The 16,098-nt window shown below is 70.9% G+C and carries 12 protein-coding genes and 2 pseudogenes; 8 read left to right on the top strand and 6 right to left on the bottom strand.

Going from position 1 to position 16,098, the window contains the following annotated elements; translation table 11 throughout:
- Nucleotides 1–4 precede the first annotated feature (4 nt).
- A complete protein-coding gene (locus WMF14_RS44435) occupies nucleotides 5–871 on the bottom strand; it encodes a fumarylacetoacetate hydrolase family protein (RefSeq protein ID WP_437796509.1) in 867 nt (288 codons plus the stop codon).
- Nucleotides 872–1,013: 142 nt separating this feature from the next.
- Between WMF14_RS44435 and WMF14_RS44440 the strand changes: the two genes are divergently transcribed.
- Both WMF14_RS44440 and rpmG read left to right on the top strand, forming a co-directional pair.
- A complete protein-coding gene (locus tag WMF14_RS44440) occupies nucleotides 1,014–1,208 on the top strand; it encodes a hypothetical protein (protein WP_437804459.1) in 195 nt (64 codons plus the stop codon).
- A pseudogene (gene rpmG, locus WMF14_RS44445) lies at nucleotides 1,160–1,300 on the top strand (50S ribosomal protein L33); the annotation flags it as partial. The gene WMF14_RS44440 and the pseudogene rpmG, both read left to right, overlap by 49 nt.
- Before the next feature lie 98 nt (nucleotides 1,301–1,398).
- On the opposite strand, the gene zigA reads toward rpmG, so the two are convergent.
- On the bottom strand, nucleotides 1,399–2,637 hold the full coding sequence (zigA, locus tag WMF14_RS44450; RefSeq protein WP_437796511.1) for a zinc metallochaperone GTPase ZigA: 1,239 nt from the start codon (nucleotides 2,635–2,637) through the stop codon (nucleotides 1,399–1,401).
- 297 nt (nucleotides 2,638–2,934) lie between these two features.
- The gene (locus WMF14_RS44455) at nucleotides 2,935–3,567 is read right to left on the bottom strand and encodes a TetR/AcrR family transcriptional regulator (protein ID WP_437796513.1); all 633 of its coding nucleotides are present in this window, start codon (nucleotides 3,565–3,567) and stop codon (nucleotides 2,935–2,937) included.
- 315 nt (nucleotides 3,568–3,882) lie between these two features.
- On the opposite strand from WMF14_RS44455, the gene WMF14_RS44460 reads away from it, so the two are divergent.
- The gene (locus tag WMF14_RS44460; RefSeq protein ID WP_437796515.1) at nucleotides 3,883–4,971 is read left to right on the top strand and encodes an efflux RND transporter periplasmic adaptor subunit; all 1,089 of its coding nucleotides are present in this window, start codon (nucleotides 3,883–3,885) and stop codon (nucleotides 4,969–4,971) included.
- Nucleotides 4,972–4,978: 7 nt separating this feature from the next.
- Nucleotides 4,979–8,164: an efflux RND transporter permease subunit gene (locus WMF14_RS44465; RefSeq protein WP_437796517.1), complete on the top strand. Its 3,186-nt coding sequence runs from the start codon at nucleotides 4,979–4,981 to the stop codon at nucleotides 8,162–8,164.
- A gap of 63 nt (nucleotides 8,165–8,227) precedes the next feature.
- Here WMF14_RS44465 and WMF14_RS44470 read toward each other — a convergent pair whose 3' ends face one another.
- Entirely contained in the window at nucleotides 8,228–9,391 is a 1,164-nt protein-coding gene (locus WMF14_RS44470; RefSeq protein ID WP_437796519.1) for a hypothetical protein, read from the bottom strand.
- Between the two features lie 112 nt (nucleotides 9,392–9,503).
- On the opposite strand from WMF14_RS44470, the gene WMF14_RS44475 reads away from it, so the two are divergent.
- The 3 genes from WMF14_RS44475 (at nucleotide 9,504) to WMF14_RS44485 (ending at nucleotide 11,900) form a co-directional block, all read left to right on the top strand.
- Complete coding sequence (locus tag WMF14_RS44475) at nucleotides 9,504–10,175, top strand: RNA polymerase sigma factor (RefSeq protein ID WP_437796521.1); 672 nt, start codon at nucleotides 9,504–9,506, stop codon at nucleotides 10,173–10,175.
- An 84-nt stretch (nucleotides 10,176–10,259) separates the two neighbouring features.
- Nucleotides 10,260–10,742, top strand: coding sequence for a nucleoside 2-deoxyribosyltransferase domain-containing protein (locus WMF14_RS44480; protein ID WP_437796523.1), 483 nt, complete (start codon nucleotides 10,260–10,262; stop codon nucleotides 10,740–10,742).
- Nucleotides 10,743–11,003: 261 nt separating this feature from the next.
- Nucleotides 11,004–11,900 carry a hypothetical protein gene (locus WMF14_RS44485; protein WP_437796525.1) on the top strand — a complete coding sequence of 299 codons (897 nt, stop codon included), beginning with the start codon at nucleotides 11,004–11,006 and terminating at the stop codon, nucleotides 11,898–11,900.
- Nucleotides 11,901–12,023: 123 nt separating this feature from the next.
- On the opposite strand, the pseudogene WMF14_RS44490 reads toward WMF14_RS44485, so the two are convergent.
- A pseudogene (locus tag WMF14_RS44490) lies at nucleotides 12,024–12,175 on the bottom strand (diaminobutyrate--2-oxoglutarate transaminase); the annotation flags it as partial.
- Nucleotides 12,176–12,660: 485 nt separating this feature from the next.
- On the opposite strand from WMF14_RS44490, the gene asnB reads away from it, so the two are divergent.
- Nucleotides 12,661–14,334: an asparagine synthase B gene (asnB, locus tag WMF14_RS44495; RefSeq protein WP_437796527.1), complete on the top strand. Its 1,674-nt coding sequence runs from the start codon at nucleotides 12,661–12,663 to the stop codon at nucleotides 14,332–14,334.
- Between the two features lie 218 nt (nucleotides 14,335–14,552).
- On the opposite strand, the gene WMF14_RS44500 is transcribed toward asnB, so the two are convergent.
- Nucleotides 14,553–16,001 carry a diaminobutyrate--2-oxoglutarate transaminase gene (locus WMF14_RS44500; protein WP_437804405.1) on the bottom strand — a complete coding sequence of 483 codons (1,449 nt, stop codon included), beginning with the start codon at nucleotides 15,999–16,001 and terminating at the stop codon, nucleotides 14,553–14,555.
- Between the last annotated feature and the right edge of the window lie 97 nt (nucleotides 16,002–16,098).

Consider the following 16,098-nt stretch of genomic DNA (forward strand, 5'->3'; position numbering starts at 1 on the left):
CTTGTCAACGTGGAGATATGGGGTTCGCCAGCGTGCCGACGCCGTGGATCGTGATCTCCACGAGATCGTCGGGCTCCAGGGTGAACGAGTCCGGCGGGACGATGCCGGTCCCGGTCATGAGGACGACGCCCGCCGGGAAGCTCAGCTCGCGCGTGAGGTAGGCGACGAGCTCCTCTGGCGAGCGACGCATGCTCGCGGTCGAGGTCTTCCCCGCGAACACCGCCTCGCCACGGCGCCGGATCGCGAGCTCGATGGAGAGCGCGCGCAGGTCGAGCCCGGGCTCGTCCGCGAGCACGATGGCGGGGCCGAGCGCGCAGCAGCCGTCGTAGACCTTCGCCTGCGGCAGGTAGAGGGGATTGTCGCCCTCGATGGACCGCGACGAGACGTCGTTGCCGGCCGTGTAGCCGACGATGCGGCCCGCCGCGGACACGACGAGCGAGAGCTCCGGCTCGGGCACGTTCCAGCTCGAGTCGCGCCGGATGCGCACCGGCGCGCCCGGGCCGGCGACCAGGCGGGGCGTCGCCTTGAAGAACAGCTCGGGGCGCTCGGCCTCGTACACGCGGTCGTAGAAGTCACCGCCGCCGGCGCTCTCCTCTTTGCGCGCGGCGCGCGAGCGCTCGTAGGTGACGCCCGCCGCCCAGACTTCCTGCCCGTCGATCGGGGCGAGCAGCTGGACGTCGGGCGGGAGGGGGTGGGCCGCGGCGCGCGCGCGCGCGTCGCGCACCGCGCCGAGGGGATCCGGCAAGGCGAGCCACGAGGCGACGGACGCGAACGCCTCCGGGGATGCCGCCGTGAGGTCGTGGCGCGCTCCCCGCTCGTCCTCGATCCCGAGCCGAGCACCGCCACCGCCCGCAAACCGAAACAGCTTCATGTCCGCACCTCCCTACAGAGTCGCCCTGTCGATCGCGATGCCAGGAGCGCGCCACCCTGCGCGTCCACCCACGCACTCTCGATGCAATCCTGGAATCGCGTCAACACTTCTCTCGTCCCGGGCTCTACGATCGGACCGCTCGATGCGCTACGGCTCCTTGTTCATCGCGCTGAGCGCGTCGCTCGTGTGGCTTGCGGTCGTGGTCGGCGGCGCCGGGCTCGCCCTCCTCTGGCCGGCGCTGAGCTTCGCCCTCGTCGGCGCTGCCTACCTCGCGCGCCAGCCCGCCCTGCTGGGACGGGTCACTGCGACTACACGACGAAGAACAGACGGACGATGACGGAGAAGATGCAGGTGAAGAAGTTCGATCCGATCGTCCGCAAACACGTGGTCTTCACGGAAGGGAAGACCTCGAAGGGAGCTGGCAAGTAATCGCAGCTCCAGCGCTTGCGGTCATGCAGCCAGCGTATGCGCACTGCGCTGCATGACCGCGCCCACGAGGCCGAGTCAGCCTGCCTGCGTGAAGCGCTTCACGACCCGAGGAGCTGCGCCGGCCCAGCCTCGCTCTCCTGTTCTCCCGCGTCCTCCCACGCCGGGAAGGGATCCTCGAACCGGCTCCACGCGGAAGGCCCCGCGGCCATCTCGTCCGGCGTGAGCAAGCAGGCATCGAGCCCGCGCGTGAGCTCCTCTCGGGCCATGTCGACGCCGATGAAGACGATCTCCTGCCGACGGTCGCCCCAGATCGGATGCCACGCGGCGGCCGGCCCGTCGTCCTCCGGCCGCTCCTCCTCCGGCAAGGCCGCGTACCAGAGCCCGGCCGCCTCGAACGAGGCGGCGCCGCCCGCCTGCGACCAGGCGCCTGTGACGTCCATGCGCGTCGCGAGCCAGAAGAACCCCTTGGAGCGGAGCACTCCATCCCAGGCGGCCGCCCCGTGGAGGAAGGCCCAGAGCCGCTCCGGGTGCATCGGGCGCTCCGCGCGGTAGACGAAGCTCTCGATCCCGTACGCCTCGGTCTCGGGGACGTGCTCGCCGCGCAGCTCCCGCATCCAGCCGGGCGAGCGCGCCGCTTCCTCGAAGTCGAAGCGCCCGGTGCCGAGGATCTCGCGAGGGTCGACCCGGCCGCGGCACGCCCTGACGATCCTGGCGCCGGGGTTCAGGTGCAGCAGCATCGCCGTGAGCCGCTCGACCTCGTCATCGCTCACGAGATCCGTCTTGTTGAGCACGAGCACGTTCGCGAACTCGATCTGCTCGACGAGCAGATCCGCGACCGTGCGCTCGTCGTCGCCGTCCAGCGCGGCCTCGCGCGCGCGCAGGTCGTCGGCGCTCGTCCAGTCGGAGAGGAACCGCTGCGAGTCGACTACGGTGACCAGCGTGTCGAGCCGCGCGACCTCCGAGAGGCGCTTGCCCGTCGCCGGGTCGTCGAAGGTGAACGTCTCGGCGACCGGGAGCGGCTCCGAGATGCCCGTCGACTCGATCAGCAGGTAGTCGAAGCGCCCCTCGGCCGCCAGGCGAGCCACCTCGACAAGGAGATCCTCCCGGAGCGTGCAGCAGATGCAGCCGTTCGACATCTCGACGAGCCGCTCCTCCACGCGGCGCAGCGCCGCGCCCCCGCCCCGCACGAGCGCGGCGTCGACGTTGACCTCGCTCATGTCGTTGACGATCACGGCGACGCGCAGCGAATCGCGGTTCGCCAGGACGTGGTTGAGCAGCGTGGTCTTGCCGGCGCCCAGGAAGCCGGACAGCACGGTCACAGGGAGCTTTTGCGTCACGTCGAGGTCCTCTCTCGCCAGCGCCGGCGCGCTCCAGCGCGTGCGGGTACGCCCGCCGCGCGTGCGGCGTGGGGTGAACGAGGCGCATCCGCGGCCGCGGCGCGATCGGCCGGGCGCGATTCTGGCGTGGGCTCGAATTAATGAATCATAATTGCATTTGCAATAAAATATCTTCTGTTGCCGAGACGTACGCCGGACACCTCGCGCACGGGCCGGCGCGCCGCGGACCCGTGCGCCGAGGCCGAGGCGATCGCCGCGCCCAGCGCAGGTCGCCGCGCTCGCCCGCGCCCCCGCGGCTCAGGCCCGCTTCCGCCTGTCCGGGCGCAGAACGCCGACGAGGATCACATCGACGACGTGAGCGAGCTGGGCCTCGTCCACGATCGTGCGATCCGCGAGCATCCGGTGCCGGAGATAGGCCGCGAGCAGCTCGCACGGCAGCAGCGGATCCGCGCTCGGCGCGAGCTCGCCGCGCGCGACCGCGGCCTCGATGATGGCCCGCAGCCCTGCCTCCTGGACCGCGCGCAGCGAGCGGGCGATGGTCATGAGCTCCGAGTCGGGCCCCTCCGACAGGAACACGTGGAAGAGGCTCTGCCCCACCGGTGACGTCTGGAACTCGATGATCGCGCGCCCGAGCGCGACGAGGTCCCCGCGGAGCGAGCCCGTGTTCGGCGGGACGATCGTCTCGTCCGTGACCGACAGGAGCGCGGCCCGCACGAGGTCCTCCTTCGTCGGCCAGCGCCGGTAGACGGTGGTCTTGTTGACCCCCGCGCGCGTCGCCACGTCCTCGATCCGGAGCGCGCGATACCCCGCGCTGGCGAGCTCCTCCAGCGTGGCGGCGAGGATGCCCCGCACGACAGGCTCGCCTCGCACGAGCGCGCGCGTCTTCGCGGAGCCTCGCTTCGCCGTGCGCTTCGCCGTCGTCGCCTGCATCGGCCGCCATTGAAGTTCCGCCGCGCGGCACATGCCAGCCCAATTTCACGGCGGGTTCACGGCGTGGCGGGCTATCGCACCCTTTCGTTGCGATCATCGCAACCAGTGGTTGCGGTCGGCTTCGGCCATGTTATACCCATCGCAACTGTCGGTTGCGATCGCCTGGGCGCCGGCGCGTCCTCGCGGTGGGGCCGGACGCTGAGCCACGGGGGAACGAGCGTACGGCGCAGCGCACCGGCGCGTGCGCCGACACGCGCGGCGCCGTGCTCCGCCCGGATCAGGCCGCTCCGCGACCGACGCTGCCCCGAGGGACCCTTGAACCACACCACGACGACAGGCCGTGCCCAGAGCCTCCTCCTTCTCCTCGCGCTCGCCGCCGCAGCGGCGGGCTGCGAGACCAGGGCCAGCGCCTCCACCGCCGCCGAGACGAACGGGCCGAAGGCCCGCGTCGAGACCGCGGAGGTGCGCGAGCAGCCCATGCCGCGCAGCATCGCGCTCACAGGCACGCTGCGCGGGGATCGGGAGACCGATCTCGCCGCCAACGCGGTCGGCCGCGTGGTGGAGACGTTCGTCGAGCGCGGCGCCGAGGTGAAGAAGGGCGACCTGCTCGCGCGCCTCGACGTCCGCGCCGCCGCGCTCTCCGCCGCGGAGGCGCAGGCGAACGCCGCGCTGACCCGCGCCCAGGAAGAGACGGCGAAGCGCGAGTGCGAGCGCTACGGGGCGCTGCTCGAGAGCGGCGCGATCTCGCGGGTCGAGCACGACCGGATCGCCGACCAGTGCCGGAGCGCCCCGCTCTCGGTCGCGGCCGCCTCCGCCCGCGCCCGCGCCGCCGCGCAGAGCGTCGGCGATGGCCAGATCCGCGCGCCGTTCGACGGGGTGGTCGCCGAGCGCTTCGTCGACGTCGGCGAGTACGTCCGCCAGGACTCCCGGGTCGTCGCGCTCGTCTCGAAGGGCGCGCCGCGCCTCCGGTTCACCGTGCCCGAGGCGAGCCTCGCGGCCGTCAAGACGGGCGGCGCGCTGACCTTCACCGTGCCGGCGTACCCGGGGCGCTCGTTCGCGGGCACGGTGCGCTGGATCGGCGCCGCGGTCCGCGAGGCCACGCGCGACCTCGTCGCCGAGGCCGAGGTGCAGGACCCCGACGGCGCGCTGCGGGCGGGCATGTTCGCGTCCGTCGCGCTCGCCACGGCCGAGGCGCCCAGCCCTGTGGTGCCGAGGTCCGCCATCGTCCCGCGGGACGGGCGCGCGCACCTGTTCGCCGTCGTCGACCACCGGATCGAGGAGCGCGTCGTGCAGACCGGGGTGGAGAAGGGCGACGCCGTGGCCGTCCTCCGCGGCGTCCGCGCAGGGGAAGCGATCGTCATCAACCCGTCCGAGGCCCTCCAGAACGGCCAAGCCGTGGAGTGAGGTCGACATGCAGTGGCTCGCCCGCGTCTGCGTCAAGAGGCCCGTCTTCGCGTCGGTCCTCATGCTCGTCATCGTGGTCCTCGGCGTCGCCGGCTACACCCGGCTCGGCCTCGACCAGTTCCCCAACATCGACGTCCCGTACGTCGTCGTCACGACGCGCCTCGACGGCGCGGCGCCCGAGGAGGTCGAGGCCGAGATCTCCGACCGGATCGAGGGCGCGGTGAACACCATCAGCGGCATCGAGGACCTCCGCTCGACGTCGACCCAGGGCGTGAGCCAGGTCGTCGTCGGCTTCGAGCTGGAGAAGAACGCCGACGTCGCGGCCCAGGAGGTGCGCGACAAGATAAGCGTCGTCCTGCCCAGCCTGCCCAAGGGCATCGATCCGCCGATCGTGAGCAGGATCGACCTCGGCGCGGCCCCGGTGATGCTCGTCTCCGTGTCGTCGGATCAGCCGATCCGCGAGCTCAGCGAGATCGTCGACAAGCGGGTGCGCCGGCAGATCGAGAGCATCTCCGGCGTCGGCCAGGTCAGCCTGATCGGCGCGCAGAGCCGGCAGATCAACGTCTGGCTCGACCCGATCGCCCTGCGGGCGCAGGGGATCACGGCGGCCGAGGTGCAGCGGGCGATCGCGGCGCAGAACCTGATGACGCCGGGCGGCAGCGTCGAGACCGGACCAGAGGACCTCACGCTCCGCGTGATGGGGCGGGTCGAGTCGCCCGAGGCCCTCGGCCGCATCGTGCTCCGGGAGCAGGAGGGCCACGCCGTGCGCCTCTCGGACGTCGCCCGCGTCGAGGACGGCCGCGCGGAGGAGAAGACCTGGGCCCAGCTCGACGAGCGGCGCACCGTCCTCCTGTCGGTGGTCAAGCAGTCGGGACAGAACACCGTCGCCGTCGTCGATGCTGTGAAGGCGCGCCTCGACGAGGTGCAGCGCTCGCTGCCCGAGGGGACGAAGATCGAGGTCGTGCGCGACGGCTCGCGCGTGATCCGCACGGGCATCGCCGCCGTGAAGGAGCACCTCGTCCTCGGCGCCCTGCTCGCCGCGGTGGTGGTGCTCCTCTTCCTCGGCAACGCCCGCAGCACGCTCATCGCGGCGCTCGCGATCCCGATCTCGGTCGTCGGGACGTTCGCGGTGATGTGGATCGCCGGCTTCACGCTGAATTTCCTCACGCTCCTCGCGCTCGCGCTCGCCGTGGGCATCGTCATCGACGACGCCATCGTCGTGCTCGAGAACATCGTCCGCTACATCGACGAGAAGGGCATGAAGCCGTTCCCGGCGGCCGTGCTCGCGACGAAGGAGATCGGCCTCGCGGTGCTCGCGACCACGCTGTCGCTCATGGCGGTCTTCATCCCGGTCGCGTTCATGCCCGGGATCGTGGGGCGCTTCCTCAAGAGCTTCGGCCTCACGATGGCGTTCGCGATCGGGGTCTCGTTGATCGTCAGCTTCTCCCTCACGCCCTCGCTCGCCGCGCGGTGGCTCTCGGGGCACGCGCGCGCCGGGCGTGACGGAGGTGACGGCGCGCCCGCGAAGCCGTCGGTCCTCGAGCGCGCGGTCGACGTCTTTTACCGGCCCATCGAGCGCGCCTACATGGCCGCGCTCTCGTGGGTGATGAAGCGCCGCTGGGTGATCGTCGTCGCCTCGGCGGTCGCGCTCGGCTCGTGCGCGCCCATCGCGAAGACGCTGCCCGCCGGCTTCCTCCCCGAGGACGACCAGGCGCAGTTCGAGATCAACATGCGCGCGCCCGAGGGGACGAGCCTCACCTCGACCCGCCTCATCGCCGAGCGGATCGCCGGCGACGTGCGCCGGCTCCCGGGCGTCACCCGGACGCTCCTGACCGTGGGCGAGGGCGATCAGCAAGCCGCGAACGTCGCCAAGGTCTACGTGATGCTCGTCGACCCGGAGCAGCGCGCGCTCGGGCAGCTCGCCATCATGCAGCGGGTGCGCGAGGAGATCCTCGCGAAGCTGCCGAAGGAGCTGCGCGTCACGGCCGGCGAGGTGCAGGCGATCTCGTCCGGCGGCCAGTCCTCGGCGAGGATCCAGGTCGCGATCCAGGGGCCGGATCTCGACCGGCTGGGCGAGTACGCGGCGCGCATCACCGAGGAGCTGCGGAAGGTCCCCGGCGCCGTGGACGTCGACAACAGCCTGGTCGTGGGCAAGCCCGAGCTCCGCGCGACCATCGACCGCGACCGCGCCGCGGATCTCGGCGTGCAGGTGGCCGACGTGGCCGGCGCGCTCCAGCTCTTCGTCGGCGGGCTCAAGGTGTCGACGTACTCGGAGGCGGGCGAGCAGTACGACGTCCGCGTGCGCGCCGACGCGAAGCACCGCGCCGACGCCGAGAGCCTCGCGTTCCTCTCGGTGCCCTCGTCCAAGCACGGCGCCGTCCCGCTCCAGAGCGTCGTCACGATGGAGCCCGACAGCGGCCCCTCGTCGATCGGACGCCTCGGCCGGCGCCGGCAGATCACGATCAGCGCGAACGCCGCCCCCGGCGTCGGCGACACCGCCGTGCAGGCGGCGCTCGACAGGATCATCGCCGAGCAGCGGATGCCGGCGGGCTACTCGGCGCAGCCCGTGGGCAGCTCCAAGAACACGGCGCGCACCGCGGCGAGCTTCGTCGTCGTCATCGGGCTCGCGTTCGTGTTCATGTACCTGATCCTCGCGGCGCAGTTCGAGTCGTGGCTCCACCCGATCACGATCCTGCTCTCGCTGCCGCTCACGGTGCCGTTCGCGCTGCTCTCGCTCAAGCTCTTCGGCCAGTCGCTGAACCTCTTCTCGGGGCTCGGGCTGCTCGTCCTCTTCGGCGTGGTGAAGAAGAACGCGATCCTCCAGATCGATCACACGAACCACCTGCGCGCGGAGGGGATGCCGCGGCTCCAGGCGATCCTGCAGGCGAACAAGGACCGGCTCCGCCCGATCCTCATGACGACGATCGCCTTCGTGGCCGGCATGATCCCGCTCGTGCTCTCGCACGGGGTCGGCTCGGGCCAGAACCGCACGACGGGGGCCATCGTGCTCGGCGGCCAGTCGCTCTCCCTGGTCCTCACGCTGCTCGCGGTGCCGGTGGCCTACTCGCTCTTCGACGACGCGGCCGAGTGGCTCCGCCGCCGCCGGCGCAGGGCGGCGGAGGACAAGGGCGAGGCCGAGCTGGACGCCCTGCTCGGCGGGCCGGAAGCGAGCGCGCCAGCGGGCGGAGAGTGATGGAGTAGGGGCGCCGCGCGGCCGAGGCCCTCACGGCCGGCGCGCGGCGCGCGATGCGCCGCCTCAGAGGATGGGATCGATGCGGTAGACGCGGCTCGTCAGCGTGTCGACGAGGTAGAGCTTGCCGTCCGGTCCGAAGGTGATCCCCGCGAGCGAGCCCGCGGGCAGGCCCGTGTCCAGGGTGCGGACCACCTGCCCCGCCGTGTCGAAGGCGTAGATCCGGCTCGTCGCGTGATCCGTGACGTAGACGAGGCCCTCGTGGACCTCGAGGCCGCTCGGGGCCTCGAGCGTCCCCGGGGGGACGAACTCGATGAGCGTGGCGCCGTCCATGTGCCTGCGCACCTTGACCGGCTCTTGCCCATCGAAGCTCGCGCCGGGCACGCCGCTCGTCGGATCCAGCTTGAGCAGCCGCTTGTGGCCGGTGTCGGCGACGTAGAGGCGCTCTTCCTTGGCGCTGTAGAAGATATGGCTCGACGTGGCGTCGACCCCGAGCACCTCGCCGGCGGCATAGCGGTAGATCTCGCCGTCGGAGTGGTCGTCGTGGCCGGGGCCGTGATCGTGGGCGAAGTCGTACCGGTCGAGCGCCTTGTCGTAGTCGTTGAAGACCCAGTAGACGTTGGCCTGCTCGTGCGCGATCCCCTTGCAGAAGGGGCTCGAGTGGAGCATGTCGAGGTGCGATCCGAGGCCGTCCGGCGTCTCCGTGGCGAAGATCGAGAGATCCGACGAGAACAGCGATGGGCCCATGAAGTAGTTGCCGCCGTTGTCGTTGTCGCCGCAGACCCCAAAGGTGCCTGGGTGGCCGAAGGCGAGCGCGGGCGGCTGGTCCATGAAGTGCGCCGCGGCGGGGTCGCGGAGGCGGACCCACGAGCCGTCCGGCGCGCCGGGCTTCGTGATGATGATCACGCTGTCGTCCTTGCGGTTGACGACCCAGAGCTCCTCGGGCCGCTCCGGGTTGAAGGCGAGGTCGGTCGGCTCGCGCTGCCGGTTCGGCTCGAAGACGGACACGAGCGCGACCGAGGACGGACTGCCATCCTTCACGCCGATCGGAGATCCCGGCGGCAGCTCGACGCACTCGCCGCGCGCCTGGTCGCACAGCGGCGTCGCGGGCGTGGCGGCGCACTCCGGCGATGCGCTGCAGCGCGGCGCGGCCGGGGCCTCGGCGTCCGCATCCGAGCAGGCCGGCAGGAGCGCCACGCTGGACAGGAAGAGCACCCTCTGAAGCGTCATTCAAGCCTCCCGGTGAAGAGGAGGACATTCTGACCCGGCCGGTCACGCTGGCCATCGCTTTGTGCCGCGGCGCGGTGGCGCAGGGCGGCCCTCGTGGATAGCCTGGTGCGTCATGAGCGAGAGCGAGCCAGCGAGAGGCCCGGAGGGCGCCGAGACGTCGAGGGAAGGCGCCGAGGACGCGCGGCCTTCGGCGGTCGCGACGCTCGTGGAGAGCCACCGGGAGTTCCTGCGCTTCCTGGAACGGAAGGTGGGCAATCGCGCCATCGCCGAGGACATCCTCCAGGACGCCTTCGTGCGGGGCATAGGGCGCATCGACAGCTTGCGCGACGAGGAGTCGGCCACGGCGTGGTTCTATCGAACCCTCCGGAACGCCGTGGTCGACCATTTCCGGCGAAAGGGCGCGTCGGAGCGGGCGATGGCCGCGCTGGCCGCCGAGCTCGACGAGGCGGCCCAGCCCGAGGTGGAGCACCGCGCCGTCTGTCAGTGCGTCCGGGCGCTGGCCGGCACGCTGAAGCCCGAGTACGCCGCCGCGATCCAGCGCGTGGAGGTCGACGGGCTCTCGGTGCAGGCGTTCGCCGAGGAGGCGTCGATCACCGCGAACAACGCGGCGGTGCGCCTCTTCCGCGCGCGCGAGGCCCTCCGCAAGCAGGTGATCGCGTCGTGCGGGAGCTGCGCGGAGCACGGGTGTTTCGACTGCACGTGCGCCCCGGTGCCTTTGCGGCAGGCGAAGGACGAGCCCGAGCCGAAGCGAGGCTGCGGGCACGGGCACGGCGGAGCGGGCTGACGGTTTGCGGGTTACGGGGCGGGGGAGGGGAGCGGCCCGCATGGCGATCGTCGTCCACGTGTTCTCACCCGCGAGGTGTTCCCCATGATCGAGGTGCTGGCGCCGCGGGCGTTCGATGGATTGGCGGGTCCGAAGCTGTTCCTCGCCGGATCCATCGACAACGGCCAGGCCGAGCTGTGGCAGGCGCGCGTCGCGCAGGAGCTCGCGGATCTCGACGTGGTGATCCTCAATCCGCGGCGGGAGCGGTGGGAGCCTGGCTGGGCGCAAAGCCTCGAGAACCCGAGCTTCGTGGAGCAGGTGCAATGGGAGCTCCGCGGGCTCGAGGAGGCGGACGTCATCTTGATGTACTTCGCGCCGGGCTCGAAGGCGCCGATCAGCTTGCTGGAGCTCGGCCTGTTCGGGCGCTCCGGGAAGATGCATGTCGTCTGTCCAGAGGGATTCTGGCGCAAGGGCAACGTGGATGTCGTGTGCGAGCGGTACGCGATCCCGCGCTATGCGCGCTTGACCGAGGGGCTGCGCGCTGTGCGCGGCGCGCTCCTGCGCAGCTGCGGCGATTCAACTCGGTAGCCGCTGCGTGAACACCACGCATCGTCGGTAGCGCCTCGAAGCCGTCGAGGGCCCGATTCCGCTCGTGTACGCGCGAGCCTTCCCGTGGAGCCCATATGCCCTGACCGTCGGAGCACACGCGGGCGCTCGGCGTGACGAATCCGAGGAGCTGCCCGGAATTCATGAGTGGGAGGTGGCTGCTCGGCTCCTGCGGGCCCCACCGCATGACCCTGGCGCACCACGCAAATCCAGCATGACTGCAACCACTCGTGAGACGACTCCATGCCCTCAGTGACCCATGAAGCCCTGGTGGAGCTGTTCAAGAACCGGCCGACGCTCGCCGCCGAGATGCTGCACGACGCGCTCGGCCATCCGGTCCCGACCTTCACGGAGGCGCGCGTCGAATCCTCCGATTTCACCGAGATTGTGCCGTCCGACCGCCGCGCCGATGTCGTCGTCGTGCTGCTGGTCGGTGAGCAGCAGCGGCCCGCGATGGCGATCGTGGTGAAGGTTCAGCTCGGGGTGGACCCGGACAAGCCCTACGTCTGGCCGGTGTACGTCACCCAGACGCGCGCCCGGCACCGCTGCCCGACCCAGCTGCTGGTCGTGACGATCGACGCAGAGATGGCGCGCTGGAGCGCGCGGCCGATCGATACGGGCCATCCCGGCTGGACGCTGACGCCGCTGGTGCTCGGGCCCCAGGGCGTCCCGGTCGTCACCGACGCCGAGCAAGCGAAGGCGGCGCCCGAGGTGGCCGTGCTCTCGGCGATGGCGCACGGACAGAGCGAGGCGGCGGAGGCGATCGGCGTGGCGTTCTTCGAGGCGGCGGACGAGCTCGATGAGGAGCGCCGGGCCGTCTACGGGGACCTGGTGCTATCCTCGCTGAACGCAGCGGCGAGGCGGAGGTTGGAGGCAATGATGAAGGCCGGATACGAGTTTCAGAGCGAATTCGCGCGCGGCTATGTGGCGAAGGGCCGAGAGGAAGGGATGCGAGAGGGCACCTTGAAGACCAAGGCGCGCGACGTTCTCGCCTTCCTCGAGGCCCGCGGGCTGGAGGTCCCCGCCGAGGTGCGAGAGCGCGTCCTTGCGAGCACCGACCTCGACGAGCTGGACCGCTGGATCCGCCGCGCCGCCGTGGTCAGTGATGCCAGGGAGCTGCTCGCCACGACGGGCTCGTGAACACGCGCTCCCACCCTCGATAGCTCGACGCCAAAACCCGCCGACGTCGATGAGCGCTGCCTGACCTGGCGCACGTGCCGGTGGAAGACACCGAGGAAAGAGGCGGCTGTCTCGCCCAAACGACAGGTTCAGAGAAGCCGCCGCCAGCGCCTGACCGAGGATCCTCGCCACCTCGTCGATCTGAGCCGCCGTGATGACGAGCGGCACCAGGAACCGCACCACGCTGTCGTGGGGCCGCCGAGCTCCACGATCGTCCCCCGACGCAGGCACTCGCGCGCCGGGTGTCGAAGCGCTCGTGACACGTGACCACCGAGATCCGCGGCCCGCCTGCCCTTAGCCCCAAGTGTGACTGGAATATTCAGTCGCAGCAGGATCCCACGCCGAAATGAAATTGATTTCTATTTTCATCTGAGCTACCGGAGCCGTCGGGCATGGCCGTCAGCTTGGTTCCCCGACCCCAACGCTCCGACCTTCAGGCTCGGCCACGGGTGCACGCGGCGCCACGGGGCCGCTCTCGCGCTTCGAGCGGCCGCTTGCACGCGTGTCGACCTTCCTGCTGCCCTGGTCGATCGAGCTGGATTCCGGCGATGCCTCCCCTCGTGAGCTCGGTTCTCGCGGGGAGCGGCTTATCGGCCAGACCGGCGGCCTATCGAGCCCTTCGCGCTGAAGAGCCCGCGTCCACGAACGAGGGTCTCTCGGGTCTTCGACCCAGGAAACGCGCGACGCCGCGACCGATTCACAATCCTTCAGGAGCCAACCCATGTGTTCCATTTTCGGCATCTTCGGTCTCCATCCCGGCGACGACCGGCAGGCCCTGCGACGACAGGCGCTGGAGCTCTCCCAGCGGCAGCGCCACCGCGGGCCCGACTGGAGCGGCGTGTACGTCGACGAGGGCGCCATCCTGGTGCACGAGCGCCTGGCCATCGTCGACCCCGCCGGCGGCTCGCAGCCGCTGCGCTCCGCGGACGGCGAGCTGGCGCTGGCCGTCAACGGGGAGATCTACAACCACCGCGAGCTGAAAAAGGAGCTGGAGCAACCCTATTCCTTCCAGACCGGCTCCGATTGCGAGGTGATCAACGCGCTGTACCGGGAAGACGCTCCGGGAGCGTTCCTCAACCGGATCAACGGCATCTTCGCCTTCGCCCTGTGGGACAAGCGCCGGCAGCGCGCCCTCCTCGCGCGCGACCCCATCGGCGTGTGCCCGCTGTACTGGGGGCACGACCGCGAGGGGAGGCTGTGCGTCGCGTCGGAGATGAAGGCGCTCTCGGGCCTCTGCGCCGATGTCGCGCAGTTCCCGCCGGGCCACTGCTACGACAGCGCCACGCGCAAGGTCACGCAGTACTACCGCAGGCCGTGGCGCGACTACGCGGCGGTGGAAGGCGTCGGCGTGGACAGGCGAGAGCTGCGCGAGGCCTTCGAGCGCGCCGTGCGCCGCCAGCTGATGACCGACGTGCCGTATGGCGTGCTGCTGTCGGGCGGCCTCGATTCCTCCCTGGTGGCCGCGGTGGCGGCGCGCTTCGCCCGCAAGCGGGTGGAGGACGACGGCGCGTCGGAGGCGTGGTGGCCGCGCCTGCACTCGTTCGCCATCGGCCTGAGGGGCTCGCCCGACCTGGCCGCCGCGGCCGTCGCGGCCGAGGCGCTGGGCACGGTTCACCATGGGTTCGAGTACACCTTCGAGGAAGGTTTGGACGCCTTGCCCGAGGTGATACGCCACATCGAGACCTACGACGTCACCACCATCCGGGCGTCCACGCCCATGTACCTGCTGGCAAGGCGCATCAAGGCGATGGGCGTGAAGATGGTGCTGTCGGGAGAAGGCTCGGACGAGATCTTCGGCGGCTACCTGTACTTCCACAAGGCGCCGAACGCGCGCGAGTTCCACGAGGAGCTGATACGCAAGCTGGACGCGCTGCACAGCTACGACTGCCTGCGCGCCAACAAGTCGATGATGGCCTGGGGCGTGGAGGCGCGGGTGCCCTTCCTGGACGTGGAGTTCCTGGACGTGGCGATGCGGATGGACGCCAGGCACAAGATGGCCGGCAAAGGCCGCATCGAGAAGGCGGTGCTGCGCGAGGCGTTCGAAGGCTATCTGCCGAAGGAGATCCTGTGGCGGCAGAAGGAGCAGTTCAGCGATGGCGTGGGCTACGGCTGGATCGACGGCCTGAAGGCGTACGCCGAGGCGCGGGTCAGCGATCGCGAGCTGGCCGCGGCCGAGCGGCGCTTCGCCATCAATCCGCCGCGGACCAAGGAAGCGTACCATTACCGCAGCCTGTTCGAGCAGTTCTACCCGGGGCAGGCCTGCGCGGAGACGGTGCCTGGCGGCAAGTCCATCGCGTGCTCGTCGCCCGCGGCGATCGCCTGGGACGCCAGCTTCGCCGCCGCGGCGGACCCGTCGGGGCGCGCGGTGGCGGGCGTCCATAACGCGGCGTTGTAGGAGGAGGAGCCCTGGGGGAGATCTCGTCGTCTCCCCTTCGGCGAAGCGGTGGGTCTCTCCATCGCTTCTATCTGGAATTGAACAGGGAGACGGGGAGGCGGGGAGATGAATGGGGTTTTACTCCGCGTTTCCGCGTCTCCCTGTGAATCTTCCCGATAAAATTCGAGGGAATGCCTCGGGCGAAGAGCGACGCGCGAGAAAGGCCTGGGCCTGCTCGGCTACGGAAGGGCCGCCGCCAGCGCCTGACCGAAGATCCTCGCCGCCTCGTCGATCTGCGCCGCCGTGATGACGAGCGGCGGCAGGAACCGCACCACGCTGCCGTGGCGGCCGCCGAGCTCCACGATCATCCCCCGCCGCAGGCACTCGCGCTGCACGCGCCCGGCGAGCTCGCGGTGGGCAGGGCGCGCCCCGAGCGCGTCGGGCGCGGCGGCCGCATCCACGAGCTCCACGCCGATCATCAGGCCGCGCCCGCGCACGTCGCCGATGCACGCGTGCTCCTTGGCGAGCGCGATGAGCTGCGCCATGAGCCGCGCGCCGAGCTCCGCGGCCGCCGCGTCCAGGCGCTCCGCGCGCAGCACCGACAGCGTGACCGAGCCCGCCGCCATCGCGAGCTGGTTGCCGCGGAACGTGCCGGCGTGGGCGCCCGGACGCCAGGTGTCGAAGCGCTCGTGATACGCCACGACCGAGAGCGGCAGTCCGCCGCCGAGCGCCTTCGACAGGACCAGCACGTCCGGCTCGATGCCGGCGTGCTCGAACGCGAACATGCGCCCGGTGCGGCCGAAGCCCGTCTGCACCTCGTCGAGGATCAGCGGGATATCATGGCGCGTCGCCAGCGCCCGCAACCCCTTCAGCCAGGCGACCGGCGCCGGGATCATGCCCCCCTCGCCCTGCACCGCCTCGACGATGATGGCAGCAGGCTTGGGCACGCCGCCCTCCGGATCGGACAGCAGGTTGTCGATGTACGCGAGCGAGGCCGCGATGCCGGCGCCGCCGCCGAGCCCGAACGGGCAGCGGTACTCGTACGGATACGGCAGGAACTGCACGCCGTTCAGGCTGGAGCCGAGCGCCGCCTTGGGCCCGAGGTTGCCCATCAGGGTGAGCGCGCCCTGCGTCATGCCGTGGTACGCCCCCTGAAACGCCAGCACCGTGCCGCGCCCGGTCGCGAGCTTGACCAGCTTCAGCGCAGCTTCCACGGCGTCCGCGCCCGTGGGGCCGCAGAACTGGATGCGCGCATGGTGGGCAAAGGGCGCCGGCAGCGCGCCGAGCACGTCCTGCGTGAAGCGATCTTTGACCGGCGTGGTGATGTCGAGCGTGTGGAGCGGTAGGCCGGAGTGCAGCGTCCGCACAAGGACGTCGGTGACCGCCGGGTGGTTGTGCCCGAGCGCCAGGGTGCCGGCCCCGGCCAGACAATCGAGGAACACGCGCCCCTCGACGTCCTCCACATACACGCCCTGCGCGCGCGAGAGCGCCAGCGGCAGCCGCCGCGGGTACGAGCGGGCGTTCGACTCGTGCTGCCGCTGCCGCTCGAGCAGGGGGTGATCCCCGAGCTCGTACAGCGCGCGCCGCCGGTGGCGCTCGCCGAGCTCCGCGGCGAGGCCCGCGTGGAGGGGCACCTTGAAGGCCGGCGTCAACGGGTCCACCGCGGAGAAACTGGAGGCTGTAGACAGACTCATCGGGTACTCCCTGTTGCGAAACGTCCCTTGATTCACGCGCTCCTCGACCGTGGAACGCGGGCCGCGCTCCCGCGCGGACCGATGCCGTGAG

Origin of the sequence: Sorangium sp. So ce693 (assembly GCF_051521375.1) — a bacterium.
Taxonomy (GTDB): Bacteria; Myxococcota_A; Polyangia; order Polyangiales; family Polyangiaceae; genus Sorangium; species Sorangium atrum.